Origin of the sequence: Mycobacterium sp. THU-M104 (genome assembly GCF_049197365.1) — a bacterium.
GTDB lineage: Bacteria > Actinomycetota > Actinomycetes > Mycobacteriales > Mycobacteriaceae > Mycobacterium.
The window spans coordinates 1-19053 of sequence record NZ_JBMIOP010000032.1; the positions used below are offsets into that span (position 1 = coordinate 1).

Below are 19053 nucleotides of genomic sequence, written 5' to 3' on the forward strand. Positions count from 1 at the left end.
CGCTGAGCACAGTCTCGACGCCGCCAGCGCAGACTCGGCACCCGCGGCGTCTGGTAACAACCCCCGACGAACTTACGGGCGAGACCACTAGTCGCCCAGGGTGAAGTAGAGACTTCGAGGCGCTTTGCCGGGGGAGCTTTGGCAGCTGAGTGGACGGGGCGCAGTGCGGACGGTTGTTGTATGCATCGGTATCCGTTCAGTAGCCGTCGTTGAGCCACAATTTGGCCGCAGCCGAGCTGTATTCCACTGCAGCATCAAGTGATTCCATGGTGTCGGGGTTGGCCGACTGGTCGTGGGCGGGTCCGTCGGCGGTGTCGATACGCCGAAATGTTGGCCCAAGACGCCACCGCCATGTATGGCTGTGCGCAGGCGTCGTGCGCCGCGTCGATATCGGCGCCGTTTACCCCCCCTCCGCATACCACCAACCCGGCCGGGCTCGCCGGCCAGTCCGCCGCGCCCGCCCACCCCCCCGGCGCCCCGGCAACCGCGAACGCGCAGAGCGCACTGCAACAACTCGTATCGCATGGCCCCGGAGCACGGGGCCGGTCAGGTGCCGCTGCAACTGGTCTCGGCGAGCGAGTGCGCCGTCCGTGGCACCGACGCCAGCACCGATTCGGCTGCCGTGTAGAGGGCGACCGCGAGCATCAGCCAGACGAACCACGTCGTGAGCCGCGCCGCCGGCACTGTGGCGGCGACCCTGTCCCCGAGGAGCACGCCCACGATCGCCGCCGCGGTGAACGGAATCGCCACCGCCCAATCGATGTCGCTGTCGGAGAGTCGAAACAGCAGCCCTTCGGCCGAGCTGATGGTGATCACCAGCAGGGAGGTGCCGACCGCGACCGGCATCTCGTAGCCCAGCGTCAGGACCAGAGCGGGCACGACGACGAAACCGCCGCCCACACCGAAAAACCCGGTGAGGAATCCCACTACGGTTCCCGCGATCACCACCCGTACGGCGGTGCCTATCGCGGTTCGCGCATGGTCAGGCGTTTTCGCCGGAGCTGGAAGTTCCGGCCCGGAAGTGATCGCGGCCGCAGTGTGCTGCTCGGCACGGCGCGGCGTCTCCCCCGGGCGGCCACGCAAGCGCCACGCGACCACCACGATCAAGCCCGAGAAGGCCAGGAGCAGCACGTTATCGGGTATCGCCCGACTGCTCGCCGAGCCCAGAAACGATCCGCCGATGCCGACGAGCCCGAATGTCAGGCCCCAGACGAGTCGCACCCGCCCGGCTCTCAGCTGGCGCACCGTTCCCACCATGGCGGATACCCCAACCACGATGAGCGACGTCGTTGTCGCCGCGTGCGGGGTCTCGCCCGCGCCGTAGACCAGTGCCGGTACCGCCAGGATCGATCCGCCGCCGCCCAGCGCACCCAGCGACAACCCGATCACAAAACCCAACGGCACCGATGCGGCGACGCGGGTGGCACTCAGCGTCATCGCGACAGCGACGCCCACCAGTGGCTCCGAACTATGCGCCGGACGGGCGTTCGGCCGCCGCCGGAACGCCCGCCCGATGCAGCAGCAGGCTCGTCGGGCACCACCCCATGGCCGTGTCGAGCAGCAGATTGACTCCCACGAAACCGGTCAGGATCATCCCCCCTTGCGGCCTAAGCATCCCGCACATTCCACGCTGGAGCAGATCCGGACGGCGTTTCATCCCACCACATTAGCCGTTCTCGAGCGGCCTTCGCGGTCGCCGGCTCCGCCCGGTTCGGTACGCCGGCGTCGTCTGCGTTCCCGACGTGGCGCACAATGGATCGGCATGGTGGACGTGACCGCTCCGCTTTGGGTGGGGTTACTCATCGGCGCCGCGTTCGGTATTCCCGCGGCCCTGTGGGGAATCGGCAACCCCGAGACCGTCATCCGGGCGGCCAGGCTCGTCGACCGGCTGCTCATCGGTTGTTTTGCGTTCGTCACAGCGGTCGGCGCGCTCATGCTCTACGGCCTCTACGCGCTGGGGTTTGCGATGCATTTCTCCCCCAAGCCGCTCTATGTCTACGGAGTGACCTTGGGGGGATTGCTCTTCGGTGTGGGCGTGGCCATCAGCGGCTATTTCCCCGGCAGCGAGTGGATCGCCCTCGGCGAAGGCCGCCGCGACGTGCTGTACGCGATCCCGGGCGGCTTGTTGGGCGCGGCAGCGTGGACAGCGCTCTATGAGACACCCGCCGGGCGCTGGCTGGTCAGCGCGGCCAACTTCGGGGATCTGGTGGTCACCGGCAACATCGCTCACATCCGTCCGCTGCCGACGTTCGTCGTGGCCCTCGGCTACGCAGGAGCGGCCTTGACGCTGCTGGACTTCCTGCCCCGGTATCGGGGTGGCACGCACAGCTGTTTTCGGCACCTGGCGCGCTGCCCGCTCGACGAGCACGACCTGGTGCTCATGCGCGACACCGCGCAATACCTTGCCGAAGGAGCGGTCGACGCGACGGGGGCACCCACCCCGAACTGGTATCAGCGCCTGATGTCGCGCGAGGTCCCCAGCGCCAACTTCTACGCGCGAACCATCGGCACCGTCGGGTTCGCCATCGCCACAATCACGGTCCTGGCGATCTTCCTGCATCAGATCTTCGGGCAGTCCACGACGTATTCCTGGCTTGTCGGGCACTTGTTTTTGCCCCATTTCGCTTACAGCGCAATGGTTTTCAGCAACATCGGATGGGAGCCGTTCACCGATGTCGGCGTCTTTTTCGGCGGGTTCATCTGCGCCCTGTTCATCAGCCGGCGCTTCACCGCCTTCCGTCCGGTCGTGCCGCCCTCCTGGCGTAACCGGTTCGGCCCAAGCCCGGCCAGGCGCGCCATCGGCTGCTTCGGCGGTTCGTTTCTGGTGCTCTTCGGTGCCAGGATGGCCGGCGGATGCACCAGCGGCCACATGCTCAGCGGGGGGATCCAACTGGCGTTGAGTGGGTGGCTGTTCACCGCGGCGACGGTGACCGCGATGGTGGCGACGGCCCGGCTGGTCTATCGCGACGCGAGCTGGCTCACCGCTCCGGCCGGCTCGGGTCCCCAACCGGTGCGGCGACGTGAGGCGAGGAGAGTCAGCGCTCGGGTGCTGGTGGGCGTCGTGCTCACTGGCTTCGCCGTCATGACCGCCCTGGGTGCGGACCTGACCGGCGGGCGAAACGAGGGGCTGTTGACGCTCTCCGACGTGCTGATCCCCGCGGTGATCCCGGTGCTGCTGGTGATCGCGGTAACCTTCGCCTGTCGTGGTGGGCCAACCACACGGTGGCACGGTACGAAGACGGAGCAGCGTTGAACCAGCCGGTCGATTCCACGGGTCTTGTTGGGCCCGAACATTTTCCGCGAAAACAGTCGTTGTGATCGGCGTCGCCGTCGGCTTGGGCCTTTGGACCCTAGGAACAGCCCCACCCGAGATGTTTGGCTCGCTGTCGAGCGTAATGTCGAAGCGATGTCGGGAAGCAGCGTGACGGACGAACGGAGCGACTCATGAATAGCGGTATCCACCACGTCACAGTCCTGGGCGCCGGCGTTTTGGGCTCCCAGATCGCCTTCCAGTCGGCGTTCAAGGGGTTCAGCGTCGTCTCCTACGACATCGACGACGCCGCGCTGGACGCCGCCAGACAACGGTATGACCACCTGGTGCAAACCTATGGCAAGGAGGTTCCCGACGCCAAGGACGGAGCGGCGGCCGCGGCGCTGAAGCGGATCACCCTGACCTCAGATCTCAGCGAAGCCGTAAAACATGCCGACCTGGTCATCGAGGCAGTTCCCGAAGTCCTCGCACTGAAACGGGAGATCTATCGGAAGATCGCCGCGCTGGCACCACCGAAGACGATCTTTGCCACCAACTCCTCGACGCTGCTGCCCAGTGATCTCAAAGATGCCACGGGCCGGCCCGACCGATTCCTGGCCTTGCACTTCGCCAACCGGGTCTGGCAGTTCAACACCGCCGAAATCATGGGTACCGCCGACACCGGCCCTGAAATCTTTGCGGCGGTGGTCGACTTCGCCGAAGCCATCGGGATGGTGCCCATCGCATTGCACAAGGAGAAAGCGGGGTACGTTCTCAACTCGCTGCTGGTGCCGTTTCTGAACGCCGCTGCCGAACTCGTCTTCGGCGGCTACGCCGATCCGTCGGACATCGACCGCACCTGGCGTATCGCCACCGGTGCGCCGCTGGGCCCTTTGCAGATTCTCGACATCATCGGCCTCACCACCCCGTACAACATCATGGTTCACGGGGACGCCGAATCCCAGAAGATCGCGGCCTGGCTCAAAGAGAACTACATCGACAAGGGCAAGCTCGGTCTCGCCACGGGCGAGGGCTTCTACACCTATCAGTGATCGGCCGGAGGGGAAACGTCGTGTACTACAGCAGCGGTAACTATGAGGCCTTTGCCCGCCCCCGCAAACCCGAGGGCGTCGAGAACAAGACCGCCTGGCTGGTCGGTGCCGGCCTGGCGTCGATGTCGGCGGCTGCGTTCATGATCCGCGACGGCGGGCTGCCCGGCGCCAGGATCACCATCCTGGAACGGCTCGCACTGCCCGGCGGGGCACTCGACGGCATCAAAGAACCCAAGCGGGGCTTCGTCATTCGCGGGGGCCGCGAGATGGAGGATCACTTCGAATGCCTGTGGGACCTGTTTCGGTCCATACCGTCGATCGAGGTCGAGGGCGCGAGCGTGCTCGACGAGTTCTACTGGCTCAACAAGGACGACCCCAACTACAGCCTGTGCCGCGCCACCGTCAACCGCGGCCAGGATGCGCACACCGACGGTTTGTTCGCGTTGAACGCCAAGGCGCAGAAGGACATCGTCAAAGTCTTCCTCGCTTCACGCGCGGAGATGGAGAACAAACGCATCAACGAGGTGTTCGGTCGCGACTTCCTCGACAGCAACTTCTGGCTCTACTGGCGCACGATGTTCGCGTTCGAGGAGTGGCACAGCGCGCTGGAGATGAAGCTCTATCTGCACCGGTTCATCCACCACATCGGCGGACTGCCCGACCTGTCGACGCTGAAATTCACCAAATACAATCAGTACGAATCGCTGGTGCTCCCGCTTTACCGGTGGCTGCTGGAGCAGGGTGTGACGTTTCACTTCGACACCGAGGTCACCGACATAGAATTCGACATCAGCGAAGATCGTAAGCAGGCCAACAGAATTCACTGGATACGTGACGGCGTGTCCGGCGGTGTCGACCTCGGGCCCGACGATCTGGTGCTGACCACGATCGGCTCGCTGACCGAAAACTCCGACAACGGCGACCATCACACCCCCGCAACGCTCAACACCGGACCGGCGCCGGCCTGGGAGCTGTGGCGGCGCATCGCGGCCAAAGATCCCTGCTTCGGCCACCCCGACGTGTTCGGTGCCCACATCCCGGAAACCAAGTGGGAATCGGCCACCGTCACCACACTGGATCGGCGTATCCCGCACTACATTCAGAAGATCTGCAAGCGGGATCCGTTCAGCGGCAAGGTCGTCACCGGCGGCATCGTGACCGCGCGAGACTCGAGTTGGCTGCTGAGCTGGACGGTCAACCGTCAGCCCCACTTCAAGCAGCAGCCACCCGAGCAGATCGTGGTATGGCTGTATGCACTGTTCGTCGACGTCCCGGGTGACTACGTCGACAAGCCGATGCAGGACTGCACCGGTGAGGAGATCACCCGGGAATGGCTCTATCACCTGGGCGTCCCCGGGGACGAGATTCCCGAACTGGCGGCAGGCGGCGCCAAGACGGTTCCGGTGATGATGCCCTATGTCACCGCATTCTTCATGCCACGCGCCTCAGGTGACCGGCCTGATGTGGTTCCCGAGGGGGCCGTGAACTTCGCGTTCATCGGCCAGTTCGCCGAAACCACCCGCGACTGCATCTTCACCACCGAATACTCGGTGCGCACCGGCATGGAGGCCGCCTATCGGCTGCTCGGTGTGGACCGCGGTGTGCCGGAGGTTTTCGACTCGACCTACGACATCCGCAAGTTGTTGGCCGCCGCCGTGCACCTGCGCGACGGCAAGGAGATCGACATCCCCATCCCGGAAATCCTGCGTCGACGCCTCGTCAACAAGATGACCGACAACGAAATCGGCGAACTACTCGTCGAATACGGGCTGATCAAAGGCTGACCAACGCGTCGCGCCAAAGCCGGCGACATCGCCGAGTCTGGCGTCGAGGACGCTTCCGCGCCCGGTGACGCCGAAGGGCAGTGCCGACCGACTCAACTGTCGCGTCGTCCGCGCCCACCACGAGGGCCATGACCACCGCGACCGCCGCCGCAACCACCCCCGCCCTGTGCACCGCCGCGCCTGCGCCAACGACGGCCGCCGCCCAGGGGCCGTCCCGATATCGCCGCTTCGAACGCCCGCAGATGGTTGTCGGAAGCGTTACGCAAGTTCTCGTAGACCCGATGGATGGCTGCCTCGTCGCTGCTTTCCAAGGCCTCCAAGGCCTCCAAGGCCTCCAAGGCCAGGGACAGATCGGCGATGTCACCGGTCTCGAGTTCGACACCGACCTCGTAGGCCCCTTGGGCCGAGGACAGTCCCCGGGCGAGCCACCCGTCGTAGGCGTCCCTGGAGTTCCGTGTCGGCGTAGACGCCGGGCGGCTTCCCGGCCGACGGGTCGGGGACGTTGTAGCGCTTGAGCAGTCGCCCGATCGCGTCGTAGTGACGCTGCTCGCTGGCGGCAATGTTGGCAAAGATCGGCACATCCCACGCCTGGTGGAACCGCCGGTACAGATCACGCGCCAGCCGTTCCTCCTCCCGCATCAAGACCAGGTCTGCCCGCTCGTGGTCGGACAACGGGCCAGCGGCCGCCGGTTTCGAGGTGTCGTCGCGATTCATCCGATAACTCCGTCCATTTCGGCAATCCCTCGCCCCGGGCTCAGACCCAATATGGCACTCGGGCGCGGTATTGGCGCATCGCGAAGGCGGCCAGCAGCCAGCCGACGACGGTCAGCGCCAGCACCACCACCCAGTGCCGCAGCTCCTGGTGGGCGCCCAGCAGCGGGGCCCGGACGATGTCGAGATAGTGCAGCAGCGGGTTGAGCTCGACGATGCTCGCCCAGCGCCCGGCGCCCTGCTGGCGCAGGGTGTCGTCGTTCCAGATGATCGGGGTCATGAAGAACAGCAGCTGCACGACCGAGAACAGCAGCGGGCCGATGTCGCGGTAGCGGGTCGCCAGTATGCCGAAACACAGCGATACCCAGATGCAGTTGAGCACGATCAGGCCCAGCGCCGGGATCACCGACAGGTCGGCCCACGACCACGGCTTGGGGAAGACGATCGCCACGACGAGATAAATGACGATGTTGTGCGCGAACAAGATCATCTGCCTCCACACGAGCCGGTAGACGTGAACGGACAGCGGGGTCGGCAACTGTTTGATCAGTCCCTCGTTGGCGACGAACACATCGGAGCCCTCCAGGATCGCGGCGTTGATCAGGTTCCAGATGATCAGGCCCAGCGTCACGTAGGGCAGGTGCACCGACAGCTCGAGGTGGAACAGCTTCGAGTACAGGCCGCCCATTGCGACGGCGGTGGTCCCGGTCGCGATCGTGATCCAGAACGGGCCCAGCACCGAGCGTCGGTAGCGTTGCTTGATGTCCTGCCAGCCCAGGTGCAGCCACAGCTCGTGGCGCCGGAAACCGTCGGCCAGGTCGCGGCGCGCGCGGGCAAGCGTCCGTGACTGTGTCGCCGCGTCGAGGACTGTCACAGGGTGCCTCCAGGTTTACCGAACTGCTCGCGGCGCCCCATGCGGCGCAGGCGAATCCATTCCCGAAACCCCCGGGGGTCGCGGCGGGTCACCAGGAAGAACCAGCCGAACCGGACCCACTCCTGTGCCAGCAACCTGCGCAACCCCGGCTGCGACAGCAGGTAGCCGCGGTTGCGGTAGGTGAAAAAACGCTTGCCCGGGTCGTCGGGGTACTGGGTGTGCATCCGGCCGCGCAGGATCGGCCGGAATTCGGAGGTGCCGCACGGGTGCAGGTAGACGGCGTCCAGGCAGGTGCCGAACGGCAGCCCGGAACGCACCAGCCGCCGGTGCATCTCGACCTCGTCGCCGCGGATGAACAGCCGCAGGTCGGGCACCCCGACCGACTCCAGCGTGGCGGCCCGGAACAGCGCCCCGTTGAACAGCGACGCGATGCCGCGCAGCAGGTCGTCGCCCGTCTCGGTGCGCAGTTCGCCGGCCAGCCTGCGCCACACCAGGCCACGCCGCAGCGGGAACGCCAGGCGCCGCGGGTCGTCGGAGTTGCACACCATCGGCGACACTTCGGCCAGCCCGTATTTCTCGGCACAGGCCAGCAGGGTCGCCAGCACACCCGAATCCTGCGGGCGCCCGTCGTCGTCGGCCAGCCACACCCAGTCGGCACCCAGTGCGAGTGCGTGCAGCATGCCCAGCGCGAAACCGCCCGCTCCGCCGAGGTTTCGGTGCGAAGCCAGGTAGGTACTCGGAATCGGCTGCCCCCGAACAAGATCACGCACCCGGGCGTCTGCGGCGCCGTCGTTGTCCACCACGATCAGGTGATCGGGCAGCCGGGTCTGGGTGCGCAGCGCGTCGAGCGAAGTAGCGAGTTCAACGGGACGCCGGTGGGTGACCACGACAGCGATGACGGATTCGGTGACGGATTCACTCATCTCACGGTCCGGTTCTCGGCCAGCACCTCGCGCACGTGGCGGGCCGCCTCCTCGCCCTCGTAGGCGCGCACCACGTCTTCGATCCCGCCGGACTTCCGGATGACGCCGTGGTCGATCCACATCGCGGTCTTGCACAGCCGGGCGAGGAATTCGTTGGAGTGGCTGGCGAAGACGAGGATCCCGGACCGCTCCACCAGGCCCTGCAGCCGGGACTGCGCCTTCTTCATGAAGTCGGCGTCCACCGCCCCGATGCCCTCGTCGAGCAGCAGGATCTCGGGGTCGATGCTGGTGACCACGCCCATCGCCAGCCGCACTCGCATCCCGGTGGAGTAGGTGCGCAGCGGCATCGACAGATAGTCGCCGAGCTCGGTGAACTCGGCGATCTCGTCGACCTTGGCCAGCATCTGCCTGCGGGTCTGGCCGAGGAACAGGCCGCGGATGATGATGTTCTCGTAGCCCGAGATCTCCGGGTCCATGCCGACTCCGAGGTCGAAGACCGGCGCCACCCGACCGGTGACCTTCGCCCAGCCGCGGGTGGGTTCGTAGATGCCCGACAACAGGCGCAGCAGCGTCGATTTGCCCGCCCCGTTGTGGCCGACCAGACCGACCCGGTCGCCCAATTCGAGCGACAGGGTGATGTCGCGCAGCGCTTCGATGACGACGACGTTGGAGTTGTTGCGTCCGATCGTGCCGCCCGCCTTACCGAGGAAGGCCTTCTTCAGGGAGCGCGACTTGGCGTCGAAGATGGGAAACTCCACCCACGCGTTGTGCGTCTCGATATGAGGACCGGAACCGGGCACCGTCACCTGCTTTGCGCCCTCTTACAGGTATTGGCCGTGCCCGGAGTGGCCGGACCTGCCCATGCCCGGTGGCAACGCGCCCTGGCGCATCTGCTCCAACTGTGCGCGGGCGGCCATCTGCTGGGCGAACAGCGCGGTCTGGATGCCGTGGAAGAGCCCCTCCAGCCAGCCGACCAGCTGCGCTTGGGCGATGCGCAATTCGGCGTCCGACGGGGTGGCGTCCTCGCTGAAAGGCAGCGTGAGGCGGTCGAGTTCCTCGCGCAGTTCCGGAGCCAGGCCGTCTTCGAGTTCCCGGATGCTGGTGGCGTGGATCTCGCGCAGCCGGTTGCGGCTCGCGTCGTCGAGGGGCGCCACGCGCACCTCTTCGAGCAGTTGCTTGATCATCGTGCCGATGCGCATCACCTTGGCGGGCTGCTCGACCAGGTCGGTCAACGAGGGTCCGTCGGAGTCGTCATCCTCGACCGCCATGATCCGCGGGTCGACACCGCCGATGACCTCGATACCGTCATCCTCGTTGCCCGTGCTCACTCGGTCACCATCCTTCTCGGGAGCTACGCGTGGGGCGCCGCGGCCTTCCCGCGCCATTCGTAGATTTCGGCCCCGCCGTTGTCGTAGATCAGGTCCCACGACTGCGATTTCTCCAATGACACTAGCCCGTCGGGAACGGCGAATCCGCCAACCGTCGGCGTGCTGATCAGGATGTAGCGGATGTGCAGGGCATGCACGGCCTCGACGACCCGCGGATCGGAAACCCCGTTGCGGGCGTAGGCCCAGATGATGAAGCGGTGGTAGCCCGGCCCCGCCTGTTGCGGGTAGTCGTAGTGGGTCCACAGCGGGTGCAAATCGGCAACGGCGTACATCCAGGCCGTGCCGTCGGTGTTCGCGTTGGCGATCAAGGTTTCGCGGGCGCCGGGCAGTTTGGCCAGGTAGGCCATCGCCATGAGGTCGCGCCGGTCGACGATCACCGAGTCGTACTTGTCGCCGAACAGGAATGCGTGACGCGGGAAGTAGTGCCAGGCGCTCAGCACACCGGCCACCGCCACCAGGACCGCGGTCGCGGCCGCCCAGGCGCGCTGCGGCAGCGTCACGAACCGCGCGCTCAGGCGCCTGGCCGCCCACACGCCAACCCCCACGATCGCGAACAACGCGACACCGGCGATGGGGGGCAGCAGTAGCGTGGTGGCGGCCGCCACCCGCCGCGGGTCCTTGTAGAACAACTCGCCGAGCGCCCCGGCGACCGTGCCGATCGGACCGCCCAGGGGGGTCCCCGCGTCGACGTTGACCACGACCAGCACCAACCACGCAGCCAGCGGCCACCAGACTCGCTTGGCCAGCAGGATGAGCCCGCCGACGGCCAGCAGCGCACTCAACCCGTACTGCACGGGGAAGTCGTTGAGGTGACGCGAGTGTTGGAAGACGGCGTCGAACAGGCCCCGTTTCTTACTCAGGTAGGTCAGGAAGGAGTGCCCGGCGATGATGTCTTCCTGCTGCTTGACGCTGATGAACTGCGGCAGCATGATCAGGCCGGTCGCGACCACGATGCCGGCCAGTGTCAGGGCGTCGGCAACCCGTCCGCGCGCCGGGCGCCACAACGCGTCGAGCAGCCACCAGGCCAGCAGGAACAACGCGACGACGACCCCGCCGGTGATGTGCACCGAGAATGTGCCGACCAGCGCCAGGATCCCCGCCGGGATACGGTCGCGGTGGCGCAACGTCGAGGTGATCAGCACCATCGTCGGGACAGCGAGGCCGTAGGCCGCCAGATTGGGCATCGCGGCGACGTCGAACTCGACGTAGGGGACCGCGGTGAACGACGCCGATAACACCGCCGCGGTGGCCGCGGCGCCCGCGGTGCGCCGCGCCGTCGTGCGCGAGCGCAGCAGGCGCCAGGTGAGCACCGCCGCGCTGACCGGGAACAGCCAGACCGCGACGGCCACCGAGTTCAGCGTGTAGCCGGTGGTCGGCGCTGCCCCGGTGAGCTGACAGAACACCGCGGTCAGCGCATGGAAGACCGACGGGTAGTAGAGCAGGGCGTGCGTCTCGACGTTGCGTAGCTCGCCCATGTGGGTGGAGGAGGCCTGGCCGGTCTCGAGGATGAACCGCACGGTGTTGGCGTGCCACACCGAATCCCAGGTGCTGGGGATGGTCTGCCAGCGCGTGCCGAGGCCGCGCCAGGCCGCCCACATGATGAGCAGCGCACCCAGCAGCACGCCGGCGGCTACGGTCAGCGCCGGCCCACGGCCGATCCCGCGGGCTTCGTCTTGTTCGATGGCCTCGGTGTCCCGGTACCGGGCGAGCAGCAGCGCCAGCCCCGTCATCACCGCGCACACCGTCGCCAGCGTCGCCAGCGCCGTCCAGCCGTTCCACGGAACACCGACCGCACCGAGGGGGATGATCGCCAACGCGACCATGCCGTACGTCAGCGGCGGGCCGGCCGCGACGGCGACCGGCCAGCTCAGCTGACTGATGCGTGCGACGATCGTGCCCGGCGCGATCAGCAGGAACAGCGCGATCAGCGTTCCGAACCAGAGTCCCACTGGACTAGTATGGCTGCCCGGGTGCCGTGGCTCGGGATGCCACTGTCTGGCCGGAATGTCTGGCACCCGCTACCGGCACAATTTCGCGGGACGGCGGAAGTTCTAAGGTGGCTGGCATGGCTTACGACGTTGCCCGGGTGCGCGGATTGCATCCTTCGCTGGGTGACGGGTGGGTGCACTTCGACGCCACGGCCGGGATGCTGGTCCCCGATTCGGTCGCCACCACGGTGTCGACGGCTTTCCGCAGGTCCAGTCCCAGCATGACGGGCGCACATCCGTCGGCGCAGCGCAGCGCGGCCGTCTTGGAGGCCGCGCGCGCGGCGGTTGCCGATCTGTTCAGCGCCGACCCCGCCGGCGTCGTGCTGGGCGCCGACCGGGCAATTCTGTTGTCCGCGCTGGCCGACGCGTCGTCCTCGCGTGCCGGATTGGGCTACGAGGTGATCGTCAGCCGCCTCGACGACGAGGCCAACATCGCCCCGTGGCTGCGGGCGGCACACCGCTACGGCGCCAAGGTGAAGTGGGCCGAGGTGGACATCGAGACCGGTGAGCTGCCGACCTGGCAGTGGGAGAGCCTGGTGGGCAAGTCCACCCGGCTCGTCGCGGTCACCTCGGCGTCGGCGACGCTGGGCACGGTCACCGATCTGCGGGCGATGACCAAACTGGTACACGACGTCGGCGGGCTGGTGGTGCTCGACCATTCCGCCGCCGCGCCCTACCGACTGCTCGACGCCAAGGAGACCGACGTCGACGTGATGGCGGTGAACGCCGCCGCCTGGGGCGGTCCGCCTGTGGGGGCGATGGTGTTCCGCGATCCCGAAATGATCAACTCGTTCGCCTCGATCTCCACCAACCCGCGGGCGGCCGGCCCGGCGCGGCTCGAGCTCGGCGCACACCAGTTCGGTCTGCTGGCCGGGGTGGTCGCCAGCATCGAGTACCTCGCGGCCCTCGACGAATCCGCGCGCGGCACCCGGCGCGAACGCCTGCCGCTGTCCATGCAGTCCGCCATTTCCTACCTGAACCACGTCTTCGACTACCTGATGGTGTCGCTGCGGTCCCTGTCGCTGGTGATGCTGATCGGCCAGCCCGAGGCGCGGATACCGGTGGTCAGCTTCGCCGTGCAGGACGTGCCCGCCGAGCGGGTGATGCAGCGACTCACCGACAACGGGATCCTGGCCGTCATCGACGAGAACTCGCGCGCCCTCGATGTCCTGGGCGTCAACGAAATTGGCGGCGCCGTCACCGTCGGGCTGGCGCACTACTCGACGACGGCCGAGGTCGACCAGTTGGTGCGTGCGCTGGCGTCCCTGGGCTAACTGCTCGACCGCGAACGTAACGGCATTGAGAGAATCCGGCCCAAAATTCGCAGCCACGTTACGCTCGCGAGCGAATTCCTAAACGGTCAGCAGGATTTTCCCGGTCACCGTGCCGTCCAGCAGCCGGCGGTGCGCGTCAGCGGCCCGCCCGATGGGCAGCCGCGCGCCGATCACCGGCCGCACCCGGCCGTCGGAAAGCATGGGCCACACCGACTCCCGCACCGCCCGCACGATCTCGGTCTTGCTGTTCGGCCCGCTCACCGGCCGGCCCCGCAGCGTGGTGCCGATCACCCGCAACCGCTTGACCAGCAGCTTGCCGAGGTTGAGCTCGCCTGTGACCCCGCCCTGCATGCCGATGACGACCAGTTGCCCGTCGGTGGCCAGCGCGTCGAGGTTGCGGTCCAGGTAGGCCGCGCCCATGATGTCGAGGATCACGTCTGCGCCGCCGGTCTCCTCGCGCAGCCGGGCGACGAAGTCCTCGTCGCGGTAGTTGATCAGGATCTCGGCGCCCAGCGCGCGGCAGAACTCGAGCTTGTCCGCCGATCCGGCGGTGACGGCCACCCGGGCGCCCAGTGCCCGCGCGACCTGGATGGCGTGGCTCCCGATGCCGCTGGACCCGCCGTGGACCAACAACAGCCGGCCCTCGCGCAGGTGGGCGGTCATCACCACGTTCGACCACACGGTGCACGCCACTTCCGGCAACCCGGCGGCGTCGATCAGGTCGACACCGTCGGGCATCGGCAGCACCTGCCCGGCGGGGGCGGCGACGTACTCGGCGTACCCGCCGCCGGCCAGCAGCGCGCAGACCTCTTGTCCCACAGACCATTCGGCCACACCGGGACCGATCTCGGCGACGACGCCGGAGACCTCCATGCCGATGGTCTCGCTGGCGCCCGGCGGGGGTGGGTACTTCCCGGCGGCCTGGAGCACGTCGGCGCGGTTGACCCCGGCGGCGCGGACCTCGATCAGCACCTCCCCGGCGCCGGCGGAGACGTCGGGGACTTCCTGCCAGGACAGCCGGTCGGAGGCTTCGGCGACGATGGCGCGCATGCCGGCCACGCTACTAGTCCCGTTACGCTGGTCAGCGGTGGCGTGGCAGAGCGGCCTAATGCACTCGCCTTGAAAGCGAGAGACGGCTAACACCGTCCGGGGGTTCAAATCCCTCCGCCACCGCGGTTCAGAAGATGTTCATGCCTCGGGTTCTTCACGTGCAGTCAACCGAAGCTCCGCCCCCCGGGGCTCAGCCGGCGGGGATCTCGGCGGCGATCCTGTCCATCAGTGCGGTGTAGCGGCGCAGCTCGGGATCCCGGCCCGGCTTGCCGCTGCTGATGACGCCGCCCGCGAGGCCGCGCTGCGGGTCGGCCCACATCGCGATGTTGGCCAGGCCCAGGTTGCCGAACGCCGCCGGCGCGCGTCGCCCGAACGGCCCGAAGCGGTTCGTCCCGAGCATGTACCCGGTGCCCCAGCGGGCCGGCATCAGCCCCGTCGCCACGTCCGGGCGCAATCGCCGGCACTGCGCCACCGCGCCGCGCAGGGTGGCCTCGCTCAATACCCGCACGCCGTCGAGTTCGCCGCCGCGGAGCAAGATTTCGGCGAACCGGGACAGCTCGTCGGCGGTCGATATCGTGTTGGACGACGGCACGATGGTCGTCAGGAACATCGGGGTGTTGGTGTAGGGGATGACCTCGTGCACGGTCCCGCCGATCGCCTTGCGGAAGATCTTCGCCAGGACCGGGGGCACCGGGCGGCCGGTCGCCTGGCTCGGCGCGACCAGCGGCACGTCGTGCTTGGCCACCCCGAAGTTGGTCCACCGGAAGCCCAGCGGGTCGAGGATCTCGGTGGCCAGGATCTCGCGGATCTCCGTGCCGGTGGCCCGCCAGACGATCTCGCGGATCAGCGGTCCCCAGGTCAGCGCGTGGTACATGTGCACCAGGCCCGGCCGGTAGAGCGGCCGCAGCTCGGCGAGCTTCTCGCACGCGTAGTCGTGGTCGTCGGCTCGGGTGACGTCCGGCCGCGGCCCGGTGGCAAACGGTAGGCCGGCGCTGTGGGTCATCACGTGCCGGATCGTGATGCGATCCTTGCCGTGGCGGGTGAAGGTGGGCAGGTACTGGCAGACCCGGTCGTCGAGCGAGAAGGCACCGCGTTCGACGAGCATGTGGACCACCGTCGCGGCGATGCCCTTGGCCGCCGAGTACACGCAGAACGGCGTGTTCGTGCCGACCGGAACCTTTTCGGCGTCCGGTGGATCCGTCGGGGCGTTGCCCCACCCGTGGCCGATCGCCCGGTTGAGCACCACCCGCCCGTTGTGCCGCAGGCACACCTGGATCGCCGGGTGCATGCCGCCCGCATACCAGTGCCGCGTGGCCTGCCAGATGCGTTCGACGGCAGCCTGGTCGATCCCAGAGTGGTCCTCTGCGCTGATCGTGGTCACCGAGTCCAGGTCCTCGGGCACGCGGATTCTGCCGTCGGGTGTGGTCACCTCAGCGAGGGTACGTGTCTCACTCGCCGGTGAACCGGGCCGGGCGTTTCTCGAACGTCGCCGAGATGCCCTCGGTCAGGTCCTTCGACGGCAGGAACGCGGCGTTCCAGGCGGCGACGTAGCGCAGGCTCTCCGAGACCGCCGCGATGCGTTGCTGGTCGAGCACGTCCTTGACGCCGTGCACGGTCAGGGGCGGGTTGGCGGCGATCTCGGCCGCGGTGGCGTGCGCGGCGGCCAGGGTGGCCTCGGCGTCCTCGAACACGTCGTTGACCAGGCCGATCTTCTCGGCGCGCGCGGCGTCGATGTCCTTGCCGGTGAGGGCGAGCTCGCGCAGGTGGCCGTCGCTCAGGATCATCGGCAGCCGGGCCAGGCTGCCGACGTCGGCGACGATCGCCAGCTTGACCTCGCGCACCGAGAACTTCGCGTCGGTGCTGGCGTAGCGGATGTCGACCGCGGAGATCAGGTCGACGCCGCCGCCGATGCACCAGCCCTGTACCGCGGCGATGGTGGGGGTGCGGCAGTCGGCGACGGCGCTGATCGCGTTCTGCATGCGCCTGATCTCGGCGTGGAACTCCGCCCGGGGGCGGGCCAGCGCGTCACCGGCGAGCAGCGCGGTGAACGTGCCGCCCATCGCGGGCACATCCAGGCCGTAGCTGAAGTTGCGGCCGGATCCGGTGATCACGATGGCCCGCACGTCGTGGTCCGCGTCCAGGGCGGCGAACAGCTCCGGCATCTCCGACCAGAATGCCGGACCCATCGCATTGCCTTTGCCGGGTCCGACCAGCGTCACCCGCGCGACGTGGTCCTGGATCTCGACGGCGACCGATTCGTACGCTCTTGCTTCGTGGGCCATGCCGAGACCGTAGCGTGGCCCACATGCCCCATGATCTGCGACCCGGACCAGACTCCCCGCCGATCGACGAGATGGAAAGCGCCGAGGCCTGCCTGGCGGTGCTGGCGCACGTCGTGCACCCGATCGCCGGCGACGACCTGTCCCGCAAGACGCCGTGTTCCGACTACGACGTGGGGCAGCTGACCGGGCATCTGCTGAACTCCGTCAGGGCGCTCGGGGGCATGGTGGGGGCCGAGATCCCGCCATGCGACGACACCGACGCGGTGGAGCGGCAGCTCGTGACCGCGGCCCGCCCGGCGCTGGACGCCTGGCGCCGCCGCGGTCTGGACGGCAGCGTGGCTTTCGGCATGGGGGAGATGCCGGCCCGGGACGCCTGCGCCGCGTGGTCGCTCGAGTTCCTGGTCCACGCCTGGGATTACGCCACCGCGGTGGGCCGTGACGTCGATGTCCCCGCACCGCTGGCCGAGTACGTGCTGGAGCTGGGACACCGGATCATCAGGCCCGAGCTGCGCGCCGTGGCCGGCTTCGACGACCCGGTCGAGGCGCCCGAGGGGGCCGGCGCGCTGCAACGGTTGGTCGCGTTCACCGGCCGCAACCCGGCCCGCCGAGCGCGTCCGGTGTGAAACGAGGGCGTTGAGTGTGAGCTGAGGGCCGGCCCCATCGGCGTGTCGCCGCCGTGGACGCTCACTCGACGCGCGGTCCTGCGGGCTACACTCGTTCGAGATAGAAGTAGTAGTAGCGCCCTATCCCGTCCTGGAAGTCCAGGACGCCCTTTCCGTTCATGATGCCCATCACCGCGTCGTCGTCGATCTTCTTGAAGTGGTCGTGCACGGGTTGGCCGTCATAGACCATCGTGGCGGTGACCTCGCCGCGGAACTCCTCGCGCCACAGGCTGGCCTCGCCCTTGCCCATCTCCACGTTGGAGAACTTGTTGCCGTCGGCGTCCAGGCAGACCAGCGGCTGCACGTCGCGCGCAGACGTGAACGTCTTGCCGAACCAGCCGGCCTTCTTTAGCCGGCCGTTCATCTTGTGACCGGTGACGAACTCGCTGCCCTTCCACTCGCCGAGCATCTGCTCGATGGTCGCGGGCTCAAGGGTCGCCCAGAACTCGTCGAGCTCGGCGTCGGGGATCTCACCGGCGCGTTCCTTGAGTTCGGTGAACTTCTTGCGGGCCAGGTCCACGGTCTCTCCTCAGGGTGCGGTGCGGGAGGGTGCGGTGCGGGCAATCCAGTCGCGGGCGAACCGCAACAGAGCGTCGTTTTCCTCGGGCGCCCCGATGGTGATCCGCACGCCGTCGGGCGCGAACGGGCGCACCACCACGCGCGCGGCGGCCGCCTGCTGCACGAAGTCCCTGGTGCGAGAACCCAGCGGCAGCCAGGCGAAGTTGGCCTGCGACGGCGCCACGGTGAATCCGGCGTCGCGCAGCCCGGTGCCGACCCGCGTGCGCTCGGCGACGACCGCGTCGGTGCGGGCCAGCAGTTCGTCGGCGGCGTCCAGCGCGGCGATCGCGGCGGCCTGCGAGACGCTCGTCACCGAAAAGGGCACGAACACCTGGTCCAGCGCGGTGATCAGCTCCGGCCGGCCCACCGCATAGCCCACCCTCAGGCCCGCCAGCCCGTAGGCCTTCGAAAAGGTCCGCAGCACAACGACATTGCTGCGGCTGCGGGCCAGTCCCAGGCTGTCCGGGACCATGCCGTCGCGGATGTATTCGACGTAGGCCTCGTCGATGACGATCAGGATGTGGGGCGGCACGGCCTCGACGAACCGTGCCAGCGCGTCGGGCTCGACCACCGTGGACGTCGGATTGTTGGGGTTGCAGACGAAGATCAGTCGGGTGCGTTCGGTGATCGCGGCCAGCATCGCGTCGAGGTCGTAGGTGTGGTCGGTCAACGGCACTTTGACCGACGTCGCACCCGAGACCTGGACCAGCGGTGGGTAAAGCTCGAAGCTGTGCCAGCCCATCACCACCTCGTCGCCGGCCGCTGCGGTGATCTGAACGAGCTGCTGGCACAGGCTGACCGAGCCACAGCCGACCGCGACCTGTTCGGGGCCGAAGCCGGGGCCCAGATGCTGCGCCAGCGTCGCCTTCAGCGCGACGCAGGCGTTGTCGGGATACCGGTTGATACTGTCGGCGGCCCGCTCGATGGCCGCGCGCACGCTGGGCAGCGGCCCGAACACCGTCTCGTTGCTGGCCAGCTTGATCGACCCCGGCACCGTCTTGCCGGGCACGTAGACCGGAAGCCCGAGCAGCTCGGGGCGCAGGCGGGCGGTCACTTCGACAGCATATGTCGCGGCTGTGTACGCTATCCCTCCGGCGGTTCCGCGAGACCGGAAAGGGGTCGGGTACCCTCAGAAAGTTCGATGGAGGCGTGCCAGAGCGGCCGAATGGGGCTCACTGCTAATGAGTTGTCCCCCTCAAAGGGGACCGGAGGTTCAAATCCTCTCGCCTCCGCCAGGAGCACACACAACTGAACACA

The 19053-nt window shown here is 67.8% G+C and carries 19 protein-coding genes and 2 tRNA genes; 7 read left to right on the forward strand and 14 right to left on the reverse strand.

Going from position 1 to position 19053, the window contains the following annotated elements; all coding sequences use genetic code 11:
- Nucleotides 1–546 precede the first annotated feature (546 nt).
- Together ACOJVU_RS02995 and ACOJVU_RS03000 are read right to left on the reverse strand one after the other, a co-directional pair.
- Entirely contained in the window at nt 547–1455 is a 909-nt protein-coding gene (locus ACOJVU_RS02995; protein ID WP_421528413.1) for a sulfite exporter TauE/SafE family protein, read from the reverse strand.
- Between the two features lie 13 nt (nt 1456–1468).
- Nucleotides 1469–1615, reverse strand: coding sequence for a YgaP-like transmembrane domain (locus ACOJVU_RS03000; protein WP_421528414.1), 147 nt, complete (start codon nt 1613–1615; stop codon nt 1469–1471).
- A gap of 147 nt (nt 1616–1762) precedes the next feature.
- On the opposite strand from ACOJVU_RS03000, the gene ACOJVU_RS03005 reads away from it, so the two are divergent.
- The 3 genes from ACOJVU_RS03005 to ACOJVU_RS03015 all read left to right on the forward strand — a co-directional run bounded on the left by ACOJVU_RS03005 (nt 1763) and on the right by ACOJVU_RS03015 (nt 6086).
- Nucleotides 1763–3253, forward strand: a complete 1491-nt coding sequence (locus ACOJVU_RS03005; RefSeq protein ID WP_421528415.1) for a YeeE/YedE thiosulfate transporter family protein — start codon at nt 1763–1765, stop codon at nt 3251–3253.
- A 191-nt stretch (nt 3254–3444) separates the two neighbouring features.
- Nucleotides 3445–4302, forward strand: coding sequence for a 3-hydroxyacyl-CoA dehydrogenase (locus ACOJVU_RS03010; protein WP_421528416.1), 858 nt, complete (start codon nt 3445–3447; stop codon nt 4300–4302).
- A gap of 20 nt (nt 4303–4322) precedes the next feature.
- Nucleotides 4323–6086 (forward strand): oleate hydratase, encoded by a 1764-nt coding sequence (locus tag ACOJVU_RS03015; protein WP_421528417.1) that lies wholly within the window; start codon nt 4323–4325, stop codon nt 6084–6086.
- Between the two features lie 92 nt (nt 6087–6178).
- Here ACOJVU_RS03015 and ACOJVU_RS03020 read toward each other — a convergent pair whose 3' ends face one another.
- The 7 genes from ACOJVU_RS03020 to ACOJVU_RS03050 are packed head-to-tail and all read right to left on the reverse strand — an operon-like array spanning nt 6179 to nt 11931.
- Nucleotides 6179–6499, reverse strand: a complete 321-nt coding sequence (locus tag ACOJVU_RS03020; protein ID WP_421528431.1) for a DUF2202 domain-containing protein — start codon at nt 6497–6499, stop codon at nt 6179–6181.
- Nucleotides 6447–6800 (reverse strand): DUF2202 domain-containing protein, encoded by a 354-nt coding sequence (locus tag ACOJVU_RS03025; protein ID WP_421528418.1) that lies wholly within the window; start codon nt 6798–6800, stop codon nt 6447–6449. The genes ACOJVU_RS03020 and ACOJVU_RS03025 overlap by 53 nt, the downstream gene beginning before the upstream one ends.
- 40 nt (nt 6801–6840) lie before the next feature.
- Entirely contained in the window at nt 6841–7671 is an 831-nt protein-coding gene (locus tag ACOJVU_RS03030; RefSeq protein ID WP_421528419.1) for an ABC transporter permease, read from the reverse strand.
- Entirely contained in the window at nt 7668–8594 is a 927-nt protein-coding gene (locus ACOJVU_RS03035) for a glycosyltransferase (RefSeq protein ID WP_421528420.1), read from the reverse strand. The genes ACOJVU_RS03030 and ACOJVU_RS03035 overlap by 4 nt, the downstream gene beginning before the upstream one ends.
- Nucleotides 8591–9394, reverse strand: coding sequence for an ABC transporter ATP-binding protein (locus tag ACOJVU_RS03040; RefSeq protein ID WP_421528421.1), 804 nt, complete (start codon nt 9392–9394; stop codon nt 8591–8593). The genes ACOJVU_RS03035 and ACOJVU_RS03040 overlap by 4 nt, the downstream gene beginning before the upstream one ends.
- 21 nt (nt 9395–9415) lie before the next feature.
- Nucleotides 9416–9979, reverse strand: coding sequence for a bacterial proteasome activator family protein (locus ACOJVU_RS03045; protein WP_421528422.1), 564 nt, complete (start codon nt 9977–9979; stop codon nt 9416–9418).
- Nucleotides 9946–11931 (reverse strand): DUF6541 family protein, encoded by a 1986-nt coding sequence (locus ACOJVU_RS03050; protein ID WP_421528423.1) that lies wholly within the window; start codon nt 11929–11931, stop codon nt 9946–9948. Before ACOJVU_RS03050 ends, ACOJVU_RS03045 begins: the two co-directional genes overlap by 34 nt.
- Before the next feature lie 116 nt (nt 11932–12047).
- Here ACOJVU_RS03050 and ACOJVU_RS03055 point away from each other — a divergent pair, with 116 nt between their 5' ends.
- Nucleotides 12048–13244 carry a cysteine desulfurase-like protein gene (locus ACOJVU_RS03055; protein WP_421528424.1) on the forward strand — a complete coding sequence of 399 codons (1197 nt, stop codon included), beginning with the start codon at nt 12048–12050 and terminating at the stop codon, nt 13242–13244.
- A 78-nt stretch (nt 13245–13322) separates the two neighbouring features.
- On the opposite strand, the gene ACOJVU_RS03060 is transcribed toward ACOJVU_RS03055, so the two are convergent.
- On the reverse strand, nt 13323–14294 hold the full coding sequence (locus tag ACOJVU_RS03060; RefSeq protein WP_421528425.1) for an NAD(P)H-quinone oxidoreductase: 972 nt from the start codon (nt 14292–14294) through the stop codon (nt 13323–13325).
- A gap of 36 nt (nt 14295–14330) precedes the next feature.
- Here ACOJVU_RS03060 and ACOJVU_RS03065 point away from each other — a divergent pair.
- Nucleotides 14331–14417, forward strand: a tRNA-Ser gene (locus ACOJVU_RS03065).
- A 67-nt stretch (nt 14418–14484) separates the two neighbouring features.
- On the opposite strand, the gene lipE is transcribed toward ACOJVU_RS03065, so the two are convergent.
- On the reverse strand, nt 14485–15723 hold the full coding sequence (gene lipE, locus ACOJVU_RS03070) for a lipase LipE (RefSeq protein ID WP_421528426.1): 1239 nt from the start codon (nt 15721–15723) through the stop codon (nt 14485–14487).
- A gap of 19 nt (nt 15724–15742) precedes the next feature.
- Nucleotides 15743–16576: a crotonase/enoyl-CoA hydratase family protein gene (locus ACOJVU_RS03075; protein WP_421528427.1), complete on the reverse strand. Its 834-nt coding sequence runs from the start codon at nt 16574–16576 to the stop codon at nt 15743–15745.
- A 23-nt stretch (nt 16577–16599) separates the two neighbouring features.
- Between ACOJVU_RS03075 and ACOJVU_RS03080 the strand changes: the two genes are divergently transcribed.
- The gene (locus ACOJVU_RS03080) at nt 16600–17199 is read left to right on the forward strand and encodes a TIGR03086 family metal-binding protein (protein WP_421528428.1); all 600 of its coding nucleotides are present in this window, start codon (nt 16600–16602) and stop codon (nt 17197–17199) included.
- Between the two features lie 85 nt (nt 17200–17284).
- On the opposite strand, the gene ACOJVU_RS03085 is transcribed toward ACOJVU_RS03080, so the two are convergent.
- Together ACOJVU_RS03085 and hisC are read right to left on the reverse strand one after the other, a co-directional pair.
- Entirely contained in the window at nt 17285–17758 is a 474-nt protein-coding gene (locus tag ACOJVU_RS03085; protein ID WP_421528429.1) for a DUF4334 domain-containing protein, read from the reverse strand.
- A 9-nt stretch (nt 17759–17767) separates the two neighbouring features.
- Nucleotides 17768–18850, reverse strand: a complete 1083-nt coding sequence (hisC, locus tag ACOJVU_RS03090) for a histidinol-phosphate transaminase (RefSeq protein ID WP_421528430.1) — start codon at nt 18848–18850, stop codon at nt 17768–17770.
- Between the two features lie 89 nt (nt 18851–18939).
- On the opposite strand from hisC, the gene ACOJVU_RS03095 reads away from it, so the two are divergent.
- Nucleotides 18940–19031: transfer RNA gene (locus tag ACOJVU_RS03095), tRNA-Ser, on the forward strand.
- Nucleotides 19032–19053: the final 22 nt, after the last annotated feature.

Coding starts and splice junctions, on each gene's coding strand:
- ACOJVU_RS03000 (WP_421528414.1), bottom strand. CDS start 1,615: ATGCTTAGGCCGCAAGGGGGGATGATCCTGACCGGTTTCGTGGGAGTC.
- ACOJVU_RS03005 (WP_421528415.1), top strand. CDS start 1,763: ATGGTGGACGTGACCGCTCCGCTTTGGGTGGGGTTACTCATCGGCGCC.
- ACOJVU_RS03010 (WP_421528416.1), top strand. CDS start 3,445: ATGAATAGCGGTATCCACCACGTCACAGTCCTGGGCGCCGGCGTTTTG.
- ACOJVU_RS03025 (WP_421528418.1), bottom strand. CDS start 6,800: ATGAATCGCGACGACACCTCGAAACCGGCGGCCGCTGGCCCGTTGTCC.
- ACOJVU_RS03035 (WP_421528420.1), bottom strand. CDS start 8,594: ATGAGTGAATCCGTCACCGAATCCGTCATCGCTGTCGTGGTCACCCAC.
- ACOJVU_RS03045 (WP_421528422.1), bottom strand. CDS start 9,979: ATGGCGCGGGAAGGCCGCGGCGCCCCACGCGTAGCTCCCGAGAAGGAT.
- ACOJVU_RS03055 (WP_421528424.1), top strand. CDS start 12,048: ATGGCTTACGACGTTGCCCGGGTGCGCGGATTGCATCCTTCGCTGGGT.
- ACOJVU_RS03060 (WP_421528425.1), bottom strand. CDS start 14,294: ATGCGCGCCATCGTCGCCGAAGCCTCCGACCGGCTGTCCTGGCAGGAA.
- ACOJVU_RS03075 (WP_421528427.1), bottom strand. CDS start 16,576: ATGGCCCACGAAGCAAGAGCGTACGAATCGGTCGCCGTCGAGATCCAG.
- ACOJVU_RS03080 (WP_421528428.1), top strand. CDS start 16,600: ATGCCCCATGATCTGCGACCCGGACCAGACTCCCCGCCGATCGACGAG.